This window comes from Pseudomonas sp. Pseusp88, assembly GCF_047303955.1.
Lineage (GTDB): Bacteria > Pseudomonadota > Gammaproteobacteria > Pseudomonadales > Pseudomonadaceae > Aquipseudomonas.
Genome location: NZ_JBGLYM010000033.1, coordinates 1 through 15,238, shown reverse-complemented (window position 1 = coordinate 15,238; position 15,238 = coordinate 1). Strand labels below are relative to the sequence as shown.

General features: G+C 61.3%; 13 protein-coding genes. 7 read left to right on the top strand and 6 right to left on the bottom strand.

The features are described 5' to 3' along the window. Positions 1 to 30: 30 nt before the first annotated feature. From ACCD02_RS27235 to ACCD02_RS27220, 4 genes are read right to left on the bottom strand one after another with little or no spacing between them, the layout of a single operon-like run. Positions 31 to 990, bottom strand: coding sequence for a lysylphosphatidylglycerol synthase domain-containing protein (locus ACCD02_RS27235; protein WP_413308888.1), 960 nt, complete (start codon positions 988 to 990; stop codon positions 31 to 33). Next, positions 990 to 2,222, bottom strand: coding sequence for a cardiolipin synthase ClsB (gene clsB, locus ACCD02_RS27230; protein WP_413308886.1), 1,233 nt, complete (start codon positions 2,220 to 2,222; stop codon positions 990 to 992). The genes ACCD02_RS27235 and clsB overlap by 1 nt, the downstream gene beginning before the upstream one ends. Continuing rightward, on the bottom strand, positions 2,219 to 3,001 hold the full coding sequence (locus ACCD02_RS27225) for an endonuclease/exonuclease/phosphatase family protein (RefSeq protein ID WP_413308885.1): 783 nt from the start codon (positions 2,999 to 3,001) through the stop codon (positions 2,219 to 2,221). Before ACCD02_RS27225 ends, clsB begins: the two co-directional genes overlap by 4 nt. Then, complete coding sequence (locus tag ACCD02_RS27220; RefSeq protein ID WP_413308883.1) at positions 2,998 to 3,921, bottom strand: DUF72 domain-containing protein; 924 nt, start codon at positions 3,919 to 3,921, stop codon at positions 2,998 to 3,000. The genes ACCD02_RS27225 and ACCD02_RS27220 overlap by 4 nt, the downstream gene beginning before the upstream one ends. A gap of 246 nt (positions 3,922 to 4,167) precedes the next feature. Here ACCD02_RS27220 and ACCD02_RS27215 point away from each other — a divergent pair, with 246 nt between their 5' ends. Further along, positions 4,168 to 4,572: a low affinity iron permease family protein gene (locus ACCD02_RS27215; protein WP_413308881.1), complete on the top strand. Its 405-nt coding sequence runs from the start codon at positions 4,168 to 4,170 to the stop codon at positions 4,570 to 4,572. A 10-nt stretch (positions 4,573 to 4,582) separates the two neighbouring features. Here the strand turns inward: ACCD02_RS27215 and ACCD02_RS27210 are convergent, their stop codons facing one another. After that, positions 4,583 to 5,479: a LysR family transcriptional regulator gene (locus ACCD02_RS27210; protein ID WP_413308879.1), complete on the bottom strand. Its 897-nt coding sequence runs from the start codon at positions 5,477 to 5,479 to the stop codon at positions 4,583 to 4,585. 198 nt (positions 5,480 to 5,677) lie between these two features. On the opposite strand from ACCD02_RS27210, the gene ACCD02_RS27205 reads away from it, so the two are divergent. Both ACCD02_RS27205 and ACCD02_RS27200 read left to right on the top strand, forming a co-directional pair. Further along, a complete protein-coding gene (locus ACCD02_RS27205) occupies positions 5,678 to 6,958 on the top strand; it encodes an aspartate aminotransferase family protein (protein WP_413308877.1) in 1,281 nt (426 codons plus the stop codon). Then, the gene (locus ACCD02_RS27200; protein ID WP_413308875.1) at positions 6,955 to 8,469 is read left to right on the top strand and encodes an APC family permease; all 1,515 of its coding nucleotides are present in this window, start codon (positions 6,955 to 6,957) and stop codon (positions 8,467 to 8,469) included. The genes ACCD02_RS27205 and ACCD02_RS27200 overlap by 4 nt, the downstream gene beginning before the upstream one ends. Before the next feature lie 101 nt (positions 8,470 to 8,570). Here ACCD02_RS27200 and ACCD02_RS27195 read toward each other — a convergent pair whose 3' ends face one another. Next, a complete protein-coding gene (locus ACCD02_RS27195) occupies positions 8,571 to 10,469 on the bottom strand; it encodes a sigma-54-dependent Fis family transcriptional regulator (RefSeq protein WP_413308873.1) in 1,899 nt (632 codons plus the stop codon). 275 nt (positions 10,470 to 10,744) lie between these two features. On the opposite strand from ACCD02_RS27195, the gene ACCD02_RS27190 reads away from it, so the two are divergent. From ACCD02_RS27190 to ACCD02_RS27175, 4 genes are all read left to right on the top strand, one after another. Further along, on the top strand, positions 10,745 to 11,797 hold the full coding sequence (locus ACCD02_RS27190) for an ATP-NAD kinase family protein (protein WP_413308871.1): 1,053 nt from the start codon (positions 10,745 to 10,747) through the stop codon (positions 11,795 to 11,797). Positions 11,798 to 11,830: 33 nt separating this feature from the next. Beyond that, a complete protein-coding gene (locus ACCD02_RS27185; protein ID WP_413308869.1) occupies positions 11,831 to 12,808 on the top strand; it encodes a thiamine pyrophosphate-dependent dehydrogenase E1 component subunit alpha in 978 nt (325 codons plus the stop codon). 206 nt (positions 12,809 to 13,014) lie between these two features. After that, positions 13,015 to 14,034 carry an alpha-ketoacid dehydrogenase subunit beta gene (locus ACCD02_RS27180; protein WP_413308867.1) on the top strand — a complete coding sequence of 340 codons (1,020 nt, stop codon included), beginning with the start codon at positions 13,015 to 13,017 and terminating at the stop codon, positions 14,032 to 14,034. After that, positions 14,031 to 15,137: an acetoin dehydrogenase dihydrolipoyllysine-residue acetyltransferase subunit gene (locus ACCD02_RS27175; RefSeq protein ID WP_413308865.1), complete on the top strand. Its 1,107-nt coding sequence runs from the start codon at positions 14,031 to 14,033 to the stop codon at positions 15,135 to 15,137. Before ACCD02_RS27180 ends, ACCD02_RS27175 begins: the two co-directional genes overlap by 4 nt. The last annotated feature ends 101 nt before the right edge of the window (positions 15,138 to 15,238 follow it).

Below are 15,238 nucleotides of genomic sequence, written 5' to 3'. Positions count from 1 at the left end.
ATAAACGGTCGTCCATGACCGTCATCGCGCTCAGGGTTTGCCGAGCGTGGCCTTGCCATGTTCGCGCATGGCCTTGGCGCGGTTTTCCAGGACCAGATAGGTCGCGACCGCCAACAACAGAGGAATCAGGAAATACAGGGTACGGTAGCCCAGCAGAGCGGCAACCAGGGTGCCCTGGCCAAGCTGGCCGTGGAGCAGGGCGAGGAACACGGCCTCCAACACGCCGAGCCCGGCGGGAATATGGGCGATGACCCCGGCCATGCAACTGATCAGCAGGATGCCGAGGATTGACGGATAGAACAGTTCCCGAGGCAGCAGCCAGAAGATCAACGCCGCCATCAGCGCCCAGTTGGTCGCGCCCAGGCCGACCTGGATCAGGGCCAGGCGCAGCGATGGCAATTCCACCTCATGCTCGCGCCAGGTCCAGGTGCGCTTTTTGGCGAAACCGCAGGCGTACAGGTAACCCGCCGCCAGGGCCAGCAACAGGAAGCCGATCAGTTGCAGGCCTGTCACGCCCACCACCCAGCCCTCCGGCAGCTTGACCATGCGCAGGGCGAACACTGCCCCGGCCAGGGCCATGTAGCCGACCCAGTTGGTGATAATACCCAGAGTGATGATACGAGTGACGGTGGCGGTATCCAGGCCCAGACGTTTGTAGAGGCGGTAACGCAGGGCGACGCCGCCGACCCAGGTGGTGAAATTGAGGTTGAAGGCATAACAGACAAAGGCCACCGGCAGCACTTGCCGGGCGGGCAGGTGGTGCCCGGTATAGGCGCGGCCGACCAGATCGTAAGCGCTGAACACACCATAGCTGCACAGTGCCAGGACCAACCCCAGGGTCAGAGTGCCCGGGCCGTAGGCATGGAGTGATTGCTTGACCTCGTTCCAGTCCAGGTTGCGCGCCATCATGTACAGCAGCGCTGGAATCAACAGCAGGAAAAACAGGGTGAGGGCGGGCTTGAGCCACTTGCGCCAGGGTCGGGTATTCATCAGGTCTTGCCCTCCTGATAGTCGGCGGTGTTTTCGACGGGTGCGGGGCCCGCTGGGATGGGGGCCGATTTCAGGGTCGGCCGGTGAGCGGGGAGCCAGCCAGCGATGGTCGGGAAGTGACGGATAAAGTGGTAACACAGGAAAATCAGCGGCGCCCGCCACCAATAGCCGCGGATCATGCGTTCGAGGCTGATGCGCTTGCAGTGTCGCTCGGCGAGTTCTTTCAAATGCGTGTGCAAATGCTGGTTAAACGCCCGATCACGAATGAACAGGTTGGCTTCCAGGTTGAGCGCCAGACTCAAGGGGTCGAGATTGCTCGAGCCCACAGTGGCCCATTCATCATCCACCAGGGCGACTTTTCCGTGCAGAGGGCGCTGGGTGTATTCCAGGATGGTCACGCCATCGCGCAGCAGACGGTTATAGAGCAGACGTGAAAAGGCCCGGACCCAACGCTGGTCCGGTTGTCCTTGCAGGATCAGGGTCACTGCCACGCCGCGCTGGGCGGCATTGCGCATCTCCTTGACCAGGCGATAACCGGGGAAGAAGTAGGCGTTGGCAACCACCAGACGCGTCCGTGCGGCGCGAATAGCCTCCAGATATTGGTCTTCGATATCGTTGGTGTGCTGCTGGTTGTCCCGCTCCAGCAGGATCGCTCGAGCATCGCCGACCCGCTCTATCGCTGGCCTGACCTGACTTGGCGGGTCAAGCACCTCGGCCAGCAGGCGTCGACTTGAGGCATGGATTTGCGCCACCACCGGGCCGGTGACTTCAACTGCGTAGTCTTGCTTGGCCATGGCGCCGAATTCCGCCAGGTGATCCTCGCCGTAGTTGATACCGCCGATAAAGGCCTGTTTGCCGTCGATCACCACGATCTTGCGATGCAGGCGGCGGAACAGGTTGGTACGCACGCCGACGCGCCGGGGTTGCGGGTCGAAGAAGTGGATCCTGATCCCGGCGGTCGTCATGGCGCCGAGGAAACTCTCTGACAGGTCGGCCGTGCCGTAGCCATCCACCGCAACCTCGACCCGAACGCCACGCTGGGCGGCCTCGATCAGGGCCTGTTGCAGAGCCTGACCGACCTTGTCATCGAAGATGATGAAGGTTTCCAGCAGCACTTCCTCCCGGGCCTGGCGAATACTGTCGAACACCCGCGGGTAGTAATCCTCGCCATTGATCAATAGCTGTACGTTGTTACCGGCGATCCAGCTGTTGTAGGTACCGGTATTTTTCATAGCTGTACCTGCGCAGTCAGGGGGGCATGGTCCGAGAGATGCGACCAGGGTCGGGCTGAAAGCACCTTGGCTGAAAGGGGGGTGGCATTGCGCAGGTAGATGCGGTCCAGACGTAACAGTGGCAGACGCGCCGGGAAGCTGCGGGCTGGCGCGCCGCCGTCATGGCTAAAGACTTCGATCAGGGATTCGCGGGTGAGCAAGGCATCAGCGCGCAGGCGCCAGTCATTGAAGTCTCCGGCGACGATTACCGGCGCTCCGGCGGGGATCTGTTCCAGGCAGTCCAGCAGCAAGCGCACCTGCTGCTGGCGATGCTCTTCACGCAGCCCCAGGTGTACACAGATGGCATGCACACCATCATGACCCGGCACATCCAGGCGGCAGTGCAGCAGCCCGCGCTGCTCGTTGCCATGGATCGACACGTCGAGATTGTTGAAGGCCAGGATCGGGAATTTCGACAGCAGGGCGTTGCCGTGGTCACCATGGGGATAGACCGCGTTGCGGCCATAGGCGAACTGCGGCCACATGCTGTCGGCGAGAAACTCATATTGCGACATGGTCGGCCACTCGGGGTGACGCTGGGCATGATGCTGATGGCTGCCATGCACTTCTTGCAGGAATACCAGATCGGCGCCGACGGTACGCACCGCTTCACGCAATTCCGGGAGGATGAAACGCCGGTTCAAGGCGGTGAAGCCTTTATGCACATTAATGGTCAGGACGGTAAGGCGATGTACCGCCGTAGCGGCCTCGATACGGTCAGCGGGTTCGGTCAATGTCATTGTTGAAGCTCCATTCCTGGCGCTACCCCTGGCTCGGTTTGCAGGCCCTTGTCCAGGCCAAGGCGCTCGAGCAGACGACGGGCATCGTAAGGCGCACGCACTTTCAGATCGTTATCGAAGTAGCAGTAGATATCCCTGGATTTACGCGGGACAGGGGCGCGTTTGATTACGCGATGGGCGTCGGCAGGTTGGCCGCCATGGCTCCATTTCTCAATGCGGCGGGCCCAGCGTTGCAGCGCTGCCGGCGTGTAACCGCTGCTGTACAGCTCGGCGTCACCGTGCAGGCGCAGGTAGAGGAAGTCGCTGGTCAGTTCCTCGACGTAGGGCCACTTGCCTGCGGTATCGGCCACCACCAATGCCACCTTGTGCTTGCGCAGCAGTGTGATAAAGGCGTCGCAGAGAAAGCTGTCGTGGCGGATCTCTACGGCATGACGCAGCCGTGACCGGCCGTTGGCTCGAGGAATGCGATTGTGTTTCAGGCGTTCGGCGCATTGCCGTGCGCAGCGGCCGGCAGCGGTCCAGGTGGTGGGCAGCAGTTGCAGAAAATGCGCAAAGCGCTCCTCATCAAACTTCATGCTGGGTGGGAACTGCCAAAGGATAGGCCCCAGCTTGTCGCCCAGGTCCAGTAGCCCGGAGGCGAAGAAATTGGCCATGGGCTCCTCGATATCCTTGAGCCGCCGCACATGGGTTATATAGCGCGGTGCCTTGACCGAGAAGACGAAGTCATCCGGCGTGTCGTCGCGCCAGTTGGCGTAGCGCTCGGGGGTTTGCAGGCTGTAGAACGAGCCGTTGATCTCAATGCTGCTTACCGCTCGAGAGGCAAATGCCAGCTCACGCGCCTGGGGTAGTCCTTCGGGGTAGAAATCCTTGCGCCAGGGCGCATAGCGCCAGCCGGAGATGCCGATGCGGATCTGGCTCATGGCAGCTTCCCGTGGGCGGGGCGAGGCTTCACAGTGTCTGCATGTTCCATTGCCCTGTTCCTCTTGATTACACATCGGAATTACGGATGCGCGAAGACGGTCGCCGTCATGACGATCTGTAGATTCCGACTGATGCCGATGGGCCAGGGTTCAGCAGAGTTGACGAACGGCGGGGCGAGGCAAGGGCTTGAACCAAGCGCGGAACGAGGATGTCGTCTGAGATATCAGCTTGTTGAGGAACACGTCATGAAGTTTTCACAGCTCGCCCAAAAGCTCGCTACCTGGAGCGGGCACCCGCTGACCTTCTCCCTGGCACTGATCGTGATTGTGGCCTGGGCGGTCAGCGGGCCGATATTTCATTTCAACGACACCTGGCAACTGGTGATCAATACGTCCACTACCATCATCACCTTCCTCATGGTGTTCCTGATCCAGAACACCCAGAACCGTGACAACGACGCCCTGCATATCAAGATTGATGAATTGCTGCGAACCACCAAGCGCGCCCACCTTGCTTTGCTCGACCTGGAAGATATGGATCCAGCGCAATTGCATGCTTTGCGCAAGCAATATCAGGCATTGGGTGAAGAGGGTGACAGGGCCGGTGAGGCTGTGGACGGGCCGCAGCCGCAGGCAAGGGACAGGCAGTAGCGGCTGCGGCTCAGGCTTTTCTGCCCTGGGCTACTTCCACCGCCAGTTGGGCGAAGTTGCGTGCAGCAACGCTGGGCTCCCTGGTCAGGGCCACACAGACGGTGCACAGCGGCATGTCATGGATCACCGGGAACGAAAGGCCGGGACGGGCATAGAAACGCGCTGTGGAAGCGGCGGTAATGCTGATGCCGCGCTCCGAGGCAACTGCCTGCAACTCGCTTTCAACCGTCGATGCCTCGTGCACTACCGGTGCCTGGCTGCCTTGGCGGTAATGGTTGGCAGTCCAGTAATTGCGCCAGATGCCGCTGCCCGGCGCAGCGATCATGGGTTCGTCGAGCAACTCATGGATGCTCACCGAGGTCTCGCCCGCCAGCCGATGGGTACTGGGCAGACAGGCGACACAATCTTCTTCGATGAGGGTAATCAGTTCGACGTCGTCGATATCCAGCGGTGGCCTGAGGATCGCCACCTCCATGCCATCGGTGATACCGGCATGAGGATTGGCAAAATCAAACTCGCTGACGATGACCTTGACCTGGGGGAAGCGCTTGGCGAATGAGCTGAGAATCTGCGGTATCAGGTCAACCCCGGCACCAATCAGAAAGCCCACTTTCAACGAGCCACGCACGCCATTGGCATGATCCCGGGCGGTCTGGGCCAGGCCGTCGAGTTTCTTAAGAATGTCCCTGGCTTGTGGCAGCAATGCCGCTCCGGCTTCCGTCAGGCTGACCTTACGGGTATTGCGTTCGAACAGCGTGACATCCAGTTGCGCTTCGAGCTGGCGCACCGTCTGGGACAAGGCAGGCTGGGAGACGAACAGACGCTGGGCGGCGCCGAGAAAACTCAGCTCCTGGGCGACCATGACAAAGGCCCGCAACTGACGAATATCCACACCCGAAATCGACATGAGCCCGTCCCGCCATACCTGCGAATGATGCGCGGATCATTACATCATTTATAAGCGCTGCCAATAAATCCCACTGGAATCCGTCTTTCTAATGCAAGGGCACCGGGCTTTAGGATGAAGACCACTCGATGCAGGCGAGCCTTCCAAAAACACTGCGCACCCATTGATAACTGCCCCCAACAATAGAGATAAACGCAGATGAATGACGTGACAAACACTCCGACGAATACTGGACCCGCAAGCGGCAGGATCAACCTGGTCAAGGCCCGTGGCTCACAGGTCTGGGATGACCAGGGCAGGGAGTACATCGACTGCACGGCCCAGGCCTGGTCCAACAACCTGGGAGCCAATGACCCGCGCGTAGTCGAGGCTGCCATTGCCCAACTGCGCGAGATGACTCATATCCGCCCCAACTTTGGTTCGGCGGCTCATACCCGTCTGGTCGGCAAGCTGCAGGAAGTGGCCCCTGCGGGCCTGGGCAAGATCGGCTTTGCCCTGCATGGCAGCCTGGCTGGAGAGATGGCCATGAAGCTTGCCTTCAAAAACCGTCCCGGCGCGCAGAATCTGTTGGTGCTCCAAGATGGCTATCACGGTCGTTCCCTGGCCACCATGGGTGCCAGTTGGCCCCATCCGAACAACCCGTTCCTGGCCATTCAGCCGCGTTTTACCCGGGTCGCCCATCCCAACCCCTATCGCCCCCGCCTGGGCATGGACCCCGAGGCCGAATCGCAGCTGTGCCTGGCCTTGCTGGAAGAAACCATCCTCAAGGGCGTTGACGGCCCGGTCGCTGCGCTGATGATGGAGCCGATTCAGGGCAATGGCGGGCATATCGAGTTTCCACGCTCCTACTACAAAGGGGTGCGCGAGATCTGCGATCGCCTCGGCGTGCTGATGATCTTTGACGAGGTTCAGACCGGCTTTGGTCGCATGGGCACTATGTGGGCTGCGGATTACTACGACATCACCCCGGATATCATTGTCTTCGGCAAAGGCGTCGGAGGTGGCTTTCCTCTTGCAGGGATTCTGGCCAGCAACAGGCTCAACTGGTTCGATGAAGGCGAGGAGGCGCTGACCTTCGGGCATTTCCCGGTGTCCCTGGCGGCGGGTTATGCCACGGTCGAATCCATAGTCGCTGACAAACTCTGTGAAAAAGCCCGGCTCGCGGGTGAATACGCTACTGAGCGCCTGCTCGAGATGCAAAAACGCCACCCATTGATCGGTGACGTACGCTGCCCGGGGCTGATGGTTTCCATCGAACTGGTCAAGGACCGGGCGACCAAAGAGCCTGCCTGCCGTGAGGCGCAAGAGGTTTACCGCCTGGGTGTTGAGCGTGGTGTGCTGTTCGGTGAAAGCCGCTATGCCGGCCTGGGCAATCTGATCAAAGTCAAGCCGCCGCTGGATATCGAGCGACCGCTGTTGGAAAAATCCCTGGATGTACTGGACGAGGTCATCGGCATCATTGAGGAGCAGGGCGTATGAGCACCATCATCGAAAGTGAGCACGCGGCAAGCACCAAAACCGCAGGCACTGCGCCTTTATCCAGTGATGACGCCGACCTGGCCAGCCTGGGCTACGAGCAGAAAATGCACCGCACCATGAGCGCTTTCACGTCGTTCGCCCTGGCGTTTTCCATGGTGTCGATCAATACCGGCGTGGTGACCCTGTTTGCCGACCCGTTCAACCGGGTCGGGGGGATCGGCGTGCTGTTGTGGCTGCTGGTGATTCCCTTGGTGTGCTGCATCGTCATGGTCTATTGCCACCTGGCCGGGCGGATTCCCCTGACTGGCTATGCCTATCAATGGTCCAGCCGGCTGGCCGGCAATCACTTTGGCTGGTTCACCGGCTGGGTGGCGTTCATTTCCTTCATTGCCGGTACGGCGGCCACTTCGGCGGCGATTGGCACGGTGTTCGCCCCGGAAATCTGGCCGAACCCGACCCAGGGTCAGATCCAGGGCCTGAGCATCGGCGCTACTCTGGTCGTGGGGCTGTTGAATATCTGCGGCATCCGCCTGGCTACGCGGATCAACGATATCGGCGCCATTATCGAGATCATCGGTACGGCCCTGTTGGCGATTGCCTTGTTCCTCGGCGTGTTCTTTTTCTTTGAACACACCCAGGGCGTGGCCATTCTCACTTCGGCGGCACCGGTTAACGGAGGTAGCATCAGCTTTACCACCATTGCCCTGGCGACCTTGCTGCCGGTGTCGGTGCTGCTGGGTTGGGAAGGGGCGGCGGACCTGTCCGAGGAAACCAAGGACCCGCGGCGTGCGGCGCCTCGAGCAATGATCCGCGCGGTACTGGTCTCCAGCGTGCTGGGCTTTGCCGTGTTCGCCTTGCTCAGTATTGCCATTCCTGGCTCCGTCCCCGATCTGTTCAGCCAGGCGCAAAACCCGGTGATCAATATCGTGCGCCTGCAACTGGGTGATGCGGCGGGCAAGGTGATGATTGTGATTGCCTTCGCCTCGATCCTGGCCTGCCTGATCGCCAATATGGCCGTGGCCACCCGTATGACGTTTGCTCTGTCGCGGGACAATATGCTGCCGGGCTCACGCTTGCTGAGCCGGATCAATCCGCACTTCGGCACGCCGGTCGGAGCCATTCTGCTGATTACCGGCATTGCCGTGTTGCTCAACCTGGCCAGTGGTGGTTTCGTCACGGCGATCTACTCGATGGTCGGCCTGACCTACTACTGCACCTATCTGCTGACCCTGATCGCGGCCTTCATCGCCTACCGGTCCGCACGCATGCCCAATGCACCGGCCGGGGTGTTTAGCCTCGGACGTTGGCTGTTGCCAATGATCGTACTGGGTGGACTGTGGGCGTTGGCGGTGATCCTGACCTTGAGTGTTCCCGAGGAAAGCCATACCGGTGCGATCACCACTGCAATTACCCTGAGTGTGGGGGCTCTCTGGTGGTTGTTGGTGCTGCGCAAGCAGATCAATAACGGCACGGCCGGGCCGAGCAGGACGCTGCTCAAGCCCCGGTCGTGACGGATGCTGTGATGGAGTTGGAACGCCCGGTACCCGGTATCGGGCGTTTTACTTATGGGGCCAGGCTGGATAATTCGGCTGACCGAGGCTCCCACAGAACCTCATTCCAATCCCGGCGCCCCCCGACTTCTCCCCGGCATATCAATCCCATGCACATGCACCCGGCGATACAGGGTCGCCCGGGAAATACCCAGGGCCTTGGCCGCTGCGGTAGGTTTCCAGCGATGGCGGACCAGGGCATCGATCAGGGCCTGACGTTCAGGGCTGGCATTATGTTCGGGCCGGTCGGATGGTTGCTCAATGCTGCCTTGCAGGGCCTCGGGCAGGTCGCCGAGCTGAATGAAGTTGTCTTCACACACGGCACAGGCGTAGCGCAGTACCTGGCGCAGCTGCCGGACATTGCCCGGCCAGCGATAGCCGAGCAGGCATTCCAGGGCGGCGCTGCCCAGTTGCACGTTGGCCCCGCAGAGCCCGGCTTCCTCGCCAAGGATCCGGTTGAGCAGGCTCAGCCGGTCGCTGCGTTCGCGTAACGGCGGCAGGCGAAAGCGTGCGCCGTTGAGACGGAAGAACAGGTCTTCGCGAAACTCTCCAGTGGCCACCAGGCTTTCCAGATCGCGGTGGCTGGCGCAGATCACCTGGATATCCACGACCTTGCGCCTGGACGCGCCCAGCGGCGCCACTTCGCCCTCGGACAGCACCCGCAGAAGACGGGTTTGCAAGGCCAGGGGCATGTCGCCGATTTCATCAAGAAACAGCGTGCCGCCATGGGCCTGTTCCAGCAGGCCCTGCATGCCTTTGTTCGACGCGCCGGTAAACGCTCCGGCGACATAGCCGAACAGCTCGCTTTCGATCAGGCTTTCCGGAATCGCCGCGCAATTCACCGCCACGAAAGGCTGGGCACCCCGGCGACTGGCCTGATGCACCTGGCGGGCGAAGACTTCCTTGCCGCAGCCGGTTTCGCCCTGAATCAAGACCGGCAGATTACGGTCCTTGACCCGTACGGCCAGGCGCAGGCTTTCTTCCACGCGCGGATCGATTTCGCTGGGCGCCAAGGCCGGCCGGGGGGCGGCGGCCTTGACCCGTCGCGGCGCGCTGAGGCGACCGTGTAATGTCGGGCTGCCGTCCAGGCCCTGCAACGGGCACAGCGACTGATCCGCCGCGCGATGCAGCAACTGCTGATCGAACACCTGGCCAATGTGTTGCGGCAATTGTCCGAAGCGCTGCAGCAGCCATTGCCGTGCCGCAGGATTGAGGGCCTGCAGGCAGCCATCATCGTCCCAGGCCATCAGGTAATCGGGGCGGCTGTCGACGTAGCTCGGGCTGCTATGGGCGCGCAAGACCCAGTAGCCCTGGGCACTGCTCATAAAGAATGCCTGCTCGATCTCCCGGGCGCTCTGCACCACGATCTGCCGGATCAGATGCTGCGAACGGCGTTCATCCGGGGAACGCACGGCCGAAACGTCGAGCACGCCAAGCAATTCACCCAAGGGGTCGAACACCGGCGCGGCAGAGCAGGTCAGGCCGATGAAGGCGGCGCGAAAATGGTCGCGCTTATGCACGGTGATCGGTGTTTTCGCGGTCAGCACGGCAGCGACGCCACAGGTGCCTTCTTCGCCCTCGGACCAGCAGGTGCCCAGGTACAGCCCGGCCTTGCGGCAGTCATTGCGGATGCTGCTTTCCACCCGGTAATCGATGGTCCGGCCCTGAGCGTCGGTAAGCAACACGCAGTAATCGGCATCACGCACCCGGCCATGGAGGCGGGCGACTTCTTCACTGGCGATACGCAGAAACAGTTCCGAGCGCTCGCGGCACTCCTGCAGGACATTCTGCGAGAGGATCCGCGGGCCTTGCAGCGAGCCGGGGTCGAGGTGGTGTTGCTCCATGGAACGCCGCCAGGAATCGAGAATCACGCCCGAGACGGGCAACTGCGGCAGTTGTTCGGCGTTTTTCAGGACACGGCTGACGCAGTCGACGTGCGCTTTTGAGTGTGCGGAAAGCATTTTTGCAGGCCTCCGTTCCGATCTTCTTATTAGTTGTAGGGCTATTAAGCTCCGTTCATCAAAGGCAAACAAGCGGCGGCTGTCGGTGAGACGGGATGTCTCAGGGTCTCGCCCGACCTCGCTGCCAGTTGATATCAACTGTCTCAATCGTCGCTTTTTTCAAGCCCGCGACGCTGCTCAGGAAGCGCTCTGGCCCGGTGCTTTGCGCGATATTGACCGGCGTTGGCACCGGCCTTGCTCTGCTCCTGGCAATCGAATAATAAAAAGGTTGCCCCATGCACGCCCATCGCCAGCCCCTGACTGTCGGCATCATTGCCAACCCTGCCTCCGGTCGGGACGTGCGCCGCCTGACTGCCAATGCCGGGTTGTTTTCCAGTACCGACAAGGTCTCGGTGATTCAGCGTCTATTGGCAGCTTTTGGTGCCACCGGTATCGAGCGGGTGCTGATGCCCACTGACATGACCGGTATCGCGGCAGCGGTTCTGAAAAACAGCCAGGCTCGCCAGGGGCGCCACTGGCCGCAGCTGGAGTTTCTTGATCAGCCTCTGAGCCAGACCGTCGAAGACACCCGCCGCACGGCACGCTGGATGGCTGAGCGCGGGGTCAGCCTGATTGCCGTGCTGGGCGGTGATGGCACGCACAAGGCGGTGGCTGCCGAAGTCGGCGATATCCCGTTGCTGACCCTGTCCACTGGCACCAATAACGCATTCCCGCAATTGCGCGAAGCCACCAGTGTCGGCCTTGCCGGTGGCCTGTTTGCCAGCCAGCGGGTGCCGTCCGAGTTGGCCCTGCGCCGAAACAAGCGCCTGGTGGTGCGGGAGGCCAGTCGCGGTCTCTGTGAGATGGCCCTGGTCGACGTGGCGGTATCACCCCTGGCTTTCATCGGAGCCCGGGCGATCAGCAGCGGGGCGGACCTGGCCGAAGTCTTCGTGACCTTTGCCGAACCGCAATCCATCGGTATTTCGGCCCTGTGCGGGCTGTGGTTTCCGGTACCACGCCAGGCGCCGGGCGGGGCCTGGATGCGTCTTGATCCTCAGGCCCCGCAAGCCTTGCTGGCGCCCCTGGCGCCGGGCCTGTTGCAGGGCTGCGGTGTGCTCGGCGCCGGCAGCCTGGAGCCAGGCGTCACCCATCGGTTGTGCCTTGATCGCGGCACCCTGGCTCTGGATGGCGAGCGCGAAATCGAATTCAACCCCCATGACCGTCCCACGGTCACCCTCGATGGCGACGGCCCCCTGACCATCGACGTCGAAACGGTCCTGGCCTATGCCGCACAACAGCATTTGCTGGCCATCGACCGCGAACATCCGCTGCACCCTCTTAACGCCTGATCTTTGCAATCAAGACAACATCGGAGAATAAAAATGTCGACATCGCTGACCACTGATCAATTGCTGCATGCCTACCAGGTGATGCGCACCATCCGCGTCTTCGAAGAGCGCTTGCACGTGGAATTCGCCACCGGCGAAATCCCCGGTTTCGTCCACCTCTATGCCGGGGAAGAAGCCTCGGCGGCCGGAGTCATGGCACATCTGAGCGACGGCGACTGCATCGCCTCCAACCACCGCGGCCACGGTCATTGCATCGCCAAGGGCGTAGATGTGTACGGCATGATGGCCGAGATCTACGGCAAGAAAACCGGGGTCTGCCAGGGCAAGGGCGGCTCCATGCATATCGCCGATATCGAGAAAGGTATGCTCGGCGCCAACGGCATAGTTGGCGCCGGTGCGCCCCTGGTGGTTGGCGCGGCCCTGGCGGCCAAACTCAAGGGTACCGATAACGTAGCCGTGGCGTTCTTCGGCGACGGCGGCTCCAACGAGGGCGCGGTGTTCGAGTCGATGAACATGGCCTCGGTGTGGAATCTGCCATGCATCTTCGTCGCCGAGAACAACGGCTATGCCGAGGCCACGGCGTCCAACTGGTCAGTGGCCTGTGACCATATCGCCGACCGCGCCGCCGGGTTCGGCATGCCCGGGGTCACCGTCGACGGTTTCGATTTCTTTGCCGTGCATGAAGCGGCCGCAGCCGCCGTGGCACGGGCGCGGGCCGGGGAGGGGCCGTCGTTGATCGAGGTCAAGCTGACCCGCTATTACGGTCACTTCGAAGGCGACGCCCAGACCTACCGCGCCCCGGACGAAGTGAAGAACTTCCGTGAACGCAGCGACTGCCTGATGCAATTTCGCGAGCGCAGCACCCGCTCGGGATTGGTCCAGACCAGCCAACTTGACCTGATCGACAGCGAAGTCGAGCAACTGATCGAAAACGCCGTGCGCAAGGCCAAGGAAGATCCCAAGCCGACAGCGGCGGATCTGCTGACCGATGTGTATGTGTCTTATCCCTGATCACAGCCGCCTTTATCAAACACGGCACACCTCTCTGAATTGAAATGGGATCTGTAGGCGCTGCCGAAGGCTGCGGATGGATCAACTGATACACCGCTTTCGCAGCCTTCGGCAGCTCCTACAGGGCCATGGCTGGCTAAAGACAGCGTGTATCGCGACCGCGCCTACGAATGATTCGTCCAATAACAACAATCGAGACCTTAATCATGGCGAGAAAAATCAGTTATCAGCAGGCAATCAATGAAGCCCTGGCCCAGGAAATGCGCCGCGACCCGAGCGTATTCATCATGGGGGAAGACGTCGCCGGCGGCGAAGGCTCTCCCGGTGATAACGATGCCTGGGGCGGCGTGCTGGGGGTGACCAAAGGCTTGTATCACCAGTTCCCCGGCCGAGTGCTGGATACACCCTTGTCCGAGCTGGGCTATGTCGGCGCCGCCGTGGGCGCGGCCACCTGTGGCGTGCGCCCGGTGTGCGAATTGATGTTCGTCGACTTCGCCGGTTGCTGCCTGGACCAGATCCTCAATCAGGCGGCCAAGTTTCGCTATATGTTCGGCGGCAAGGCGTCCACACCTCTGGTGATCCGCACCATGGTCGGCGCCGGTCTGCGTGCGGCAGCCCAGCACTCGCAAATGCTCACGTCGCTATGGACCCACATTCCCGGCCTGAAAGTGGTCTGCCCGTCGTCGCCCTATGACGCCAAGGGCCTGTTGATTCAGGCCATTCGTGACAACGATCCGGTGATCTTCTGCGAACATAAGTTGCTCTACAGCATGCAGGGCGACGTGCCGGAAGAACTGTATACCGTCCCCTTCGGCGAGGCCAACTTTCTCCGCGATGGCAAGGACGTGACCCTGGTCTCCTACGGACGCACGGTCAACACCGCCATGGACGCCGCCCGCAGCCTGGCTGGCCGCGGTATTGATTGCGAAGTGATTGACCTGCGCACCACCAGCCCCCTGGACGAAGACAGCATTCTGGAGAGCGTCGAAAAAACCGGGCGCCTGGTGGTGATCGACGAAGCCAACCCGCGCTGCTCCATGGCCACCGATATCTCGGCCCTGGTCGCGCAAAAAGCTTTCGGCGCATTGAAAGCACCGATTGAAATGGTCACCGCCCCGCATACCCCGGTGCCGTTTTCCGATGCCCTGGAAGACTTGTATATCCCGGACGCGGCGAAGATCGAGCGGGCTGTACTCAAGGTTATCGAATGGGGAGGCCGGGCATGAGCCAGATCCATACCCTGACCATGCCCAAATGGGGCCTGTCCATGACCGAAGGTCGTGTCGATGTCTGGCTCAAGGAGGAGGGGCAAACGGTCACCAAGGGCGATGACATGCTGGATGTGGAAACCGACAAGATCTCCAGCAGCGTCGAAGCGCCGTTTTCCGGTGTACTGCGTCGGCAGATCGCCCGCCCGGATGAAACCCTGGCCGTGGGCGCCTTGCTAGGCATCGTGGTTGAGGGCGAAGCCAGCGAGGCGGAAATCGACACAGTGGTCGAGCAATTCCAGGCCAGTTTCGTGCCCGGCGATGGCGCCGAGGAAGACAGCGGGCCGAAGCCGCAGAAAGTCGAGCTGGATGGCCGGGTGATCCGTTATTTCGAGCGCGGTGAAGGCGGGGTACCGTTGCTGCTGATCCATGGTTTTGGCGGCGATCTGAACAACTGGATGTTCAATCACGAAGCTCTGGCGAGCGAGCGGCGGGTGATCGCCGTGGATCTGCCCGGCCATGGCGAATCGGCCAAACAGCTGCAACGCGGCGATCTGGCCGAGCTGAGCGAAGTGGTACTGGCACTGCTCGATCATCTGGATGTTGCCGAGGCTCATCTGGTCGGCCATTCCATGGGCGGCGCGGTATCGCTGAACACAGCACGGCTTGCGCCGCAACGAGTGCGCTCCCTGACCCTGATCGGCAGCGCCGGGCTGGGCAGCGAGATCAATGGCGAGTACCTGCATGGCTTTGTCGACGCTGCCAATCGCAATGCTCTCAAGCCACAACTGGTCAAGCTGTTCTCCAATCCCGAGCTGGTCAACCGACAGATGCTTGAAGACATGCTCAAGTACAAGCGCCTCGAAGGCGTGGATGCGGCCTTGAGTCTGTTGGTCTCGACGGTGTTTACCGAAGGGCGGCAACACAACGACCTGCGCAGTGTTGTAGCAGAGAAACCGACGCTGCTGATCTGGGGGGCCAATGACTCAATCATTCCGGCCAGCCACAGCGCCGGGCTCGATGCCCAGGTCGAGGTCCTGCCGGGCCAGGGGCATATGGTGCAGATGGAAGCGGCGGAACAGGTCAATGGCTTGATTGCCGGGTTTGTCAGCAAAAATTGAGTTACAGCTCGTTTGGCGGCTGCCGGAGTCGTGCGGTGTGAAGGAAGGTAGTCAACAAACGCACACAAGCCCAAAACAAAAAAAATAAAAAAAAAAAAAAA

What these genes read in the sequence shown, in the direction of transcription:
- ACCD02_RS27235 (WP_413308888.1), bottom strand. Translation starts at nt 990, where the DNA reads ATGAATACCCGACCCTGGCGCAAGTGGCTCAAGCCCGCCCTCACCCTG.
- clsB (WP_413308886.1), bottom strand. Translation starts at nt 2,222, where the DNA reads ATGAAAAATACCGGTACCTACAACAGCTGGATCGCCGGTAACAACGTA.
- ACCD02_RS27225 (WP_413308885.1), bottom strand. Translation starts at nt 3,001, where the DNA reads ATGACATTGACCGAACCCGCTGACCGTATCGAGGCCGCTACGGCGGTA.
- ACCD02_RS27220 (WP_413308883.1), bottom strand. Translation starts at nt 3,921, where the DNA reads ATGAGCCAGATCCGCATCGGCATCTCCGGCTGGCGCTATGCGCCCTGG.
- ACCD02_RS27215 (WP_413308881.1), top strand. Translation starts at nt 4,168, where the DNA reads ATGAAGTTTTCACAGCTCGCCCAAAAGCTCGCTACCTGGAGCGGGCAC.
- ACCD02_RS27210 (WP_413308879.1), bottom strand. Translation starts at nt 5,479, where the DNA reads ATGTCGATTTCGGGTGTGGATATTCGTCAGTTGCGGGCCTTTGTCATG.
- ACCD02_RS27205 (WP_413308877.1), top strand. Translation starts at nt 5,678, where the DNA reads ATGAATGACGTGACAAACACTCCGACGAATACTGGACCCGCAAGCGGC.
- ACCD02_RS27200 (WP_413308875.1), top strand. Translation starts at nt 6,955, where the DNA reads ATGAGCACCATCATCGAAAGTGAGCACGCGGCAAGCACCAAAACCGCA.
- ACCD02_RS27195 (WP_413308873.1), bottom strand. Translation starts at nt 10,469, where the DNA reads ATGCTTTCCGCACACTCAAAAGCGCACGTCGACTGCGTCAGCCGTGTC.
- ACCD02_RS27190 (WP_413308871.1), top strand. Translation starts at nt 10,745, where the DNA reads ATGCACGCCCATCGCCAGCCCCTGACTGTCGGCATCATTGCCAACCCT.
- ACCD02_RS27185 (WP_413308869.1), top strand. Translation starts at nt 11,831, where the DNA reads ATGTCGACATCGCTGACCACTGATCAATTGCTGCATGCCTACCAGGTG.
- ACCD02_RS27180 (WP_413308867.1), top strand. Translation starts at nt 13,015, where the DNA reads ATGGCGAGAAAAATCAGTTATCAGCAGGCAATCAATGAAGCCCTGGCC.
- ACCD02_RS27175 (WP_413308865.1), top strand. Translation starts at nt 14,031, where the DNA reads ATGAGCCAGATCCATACCCTGACCATGCCCAAATGGGGCCTGTCCATG.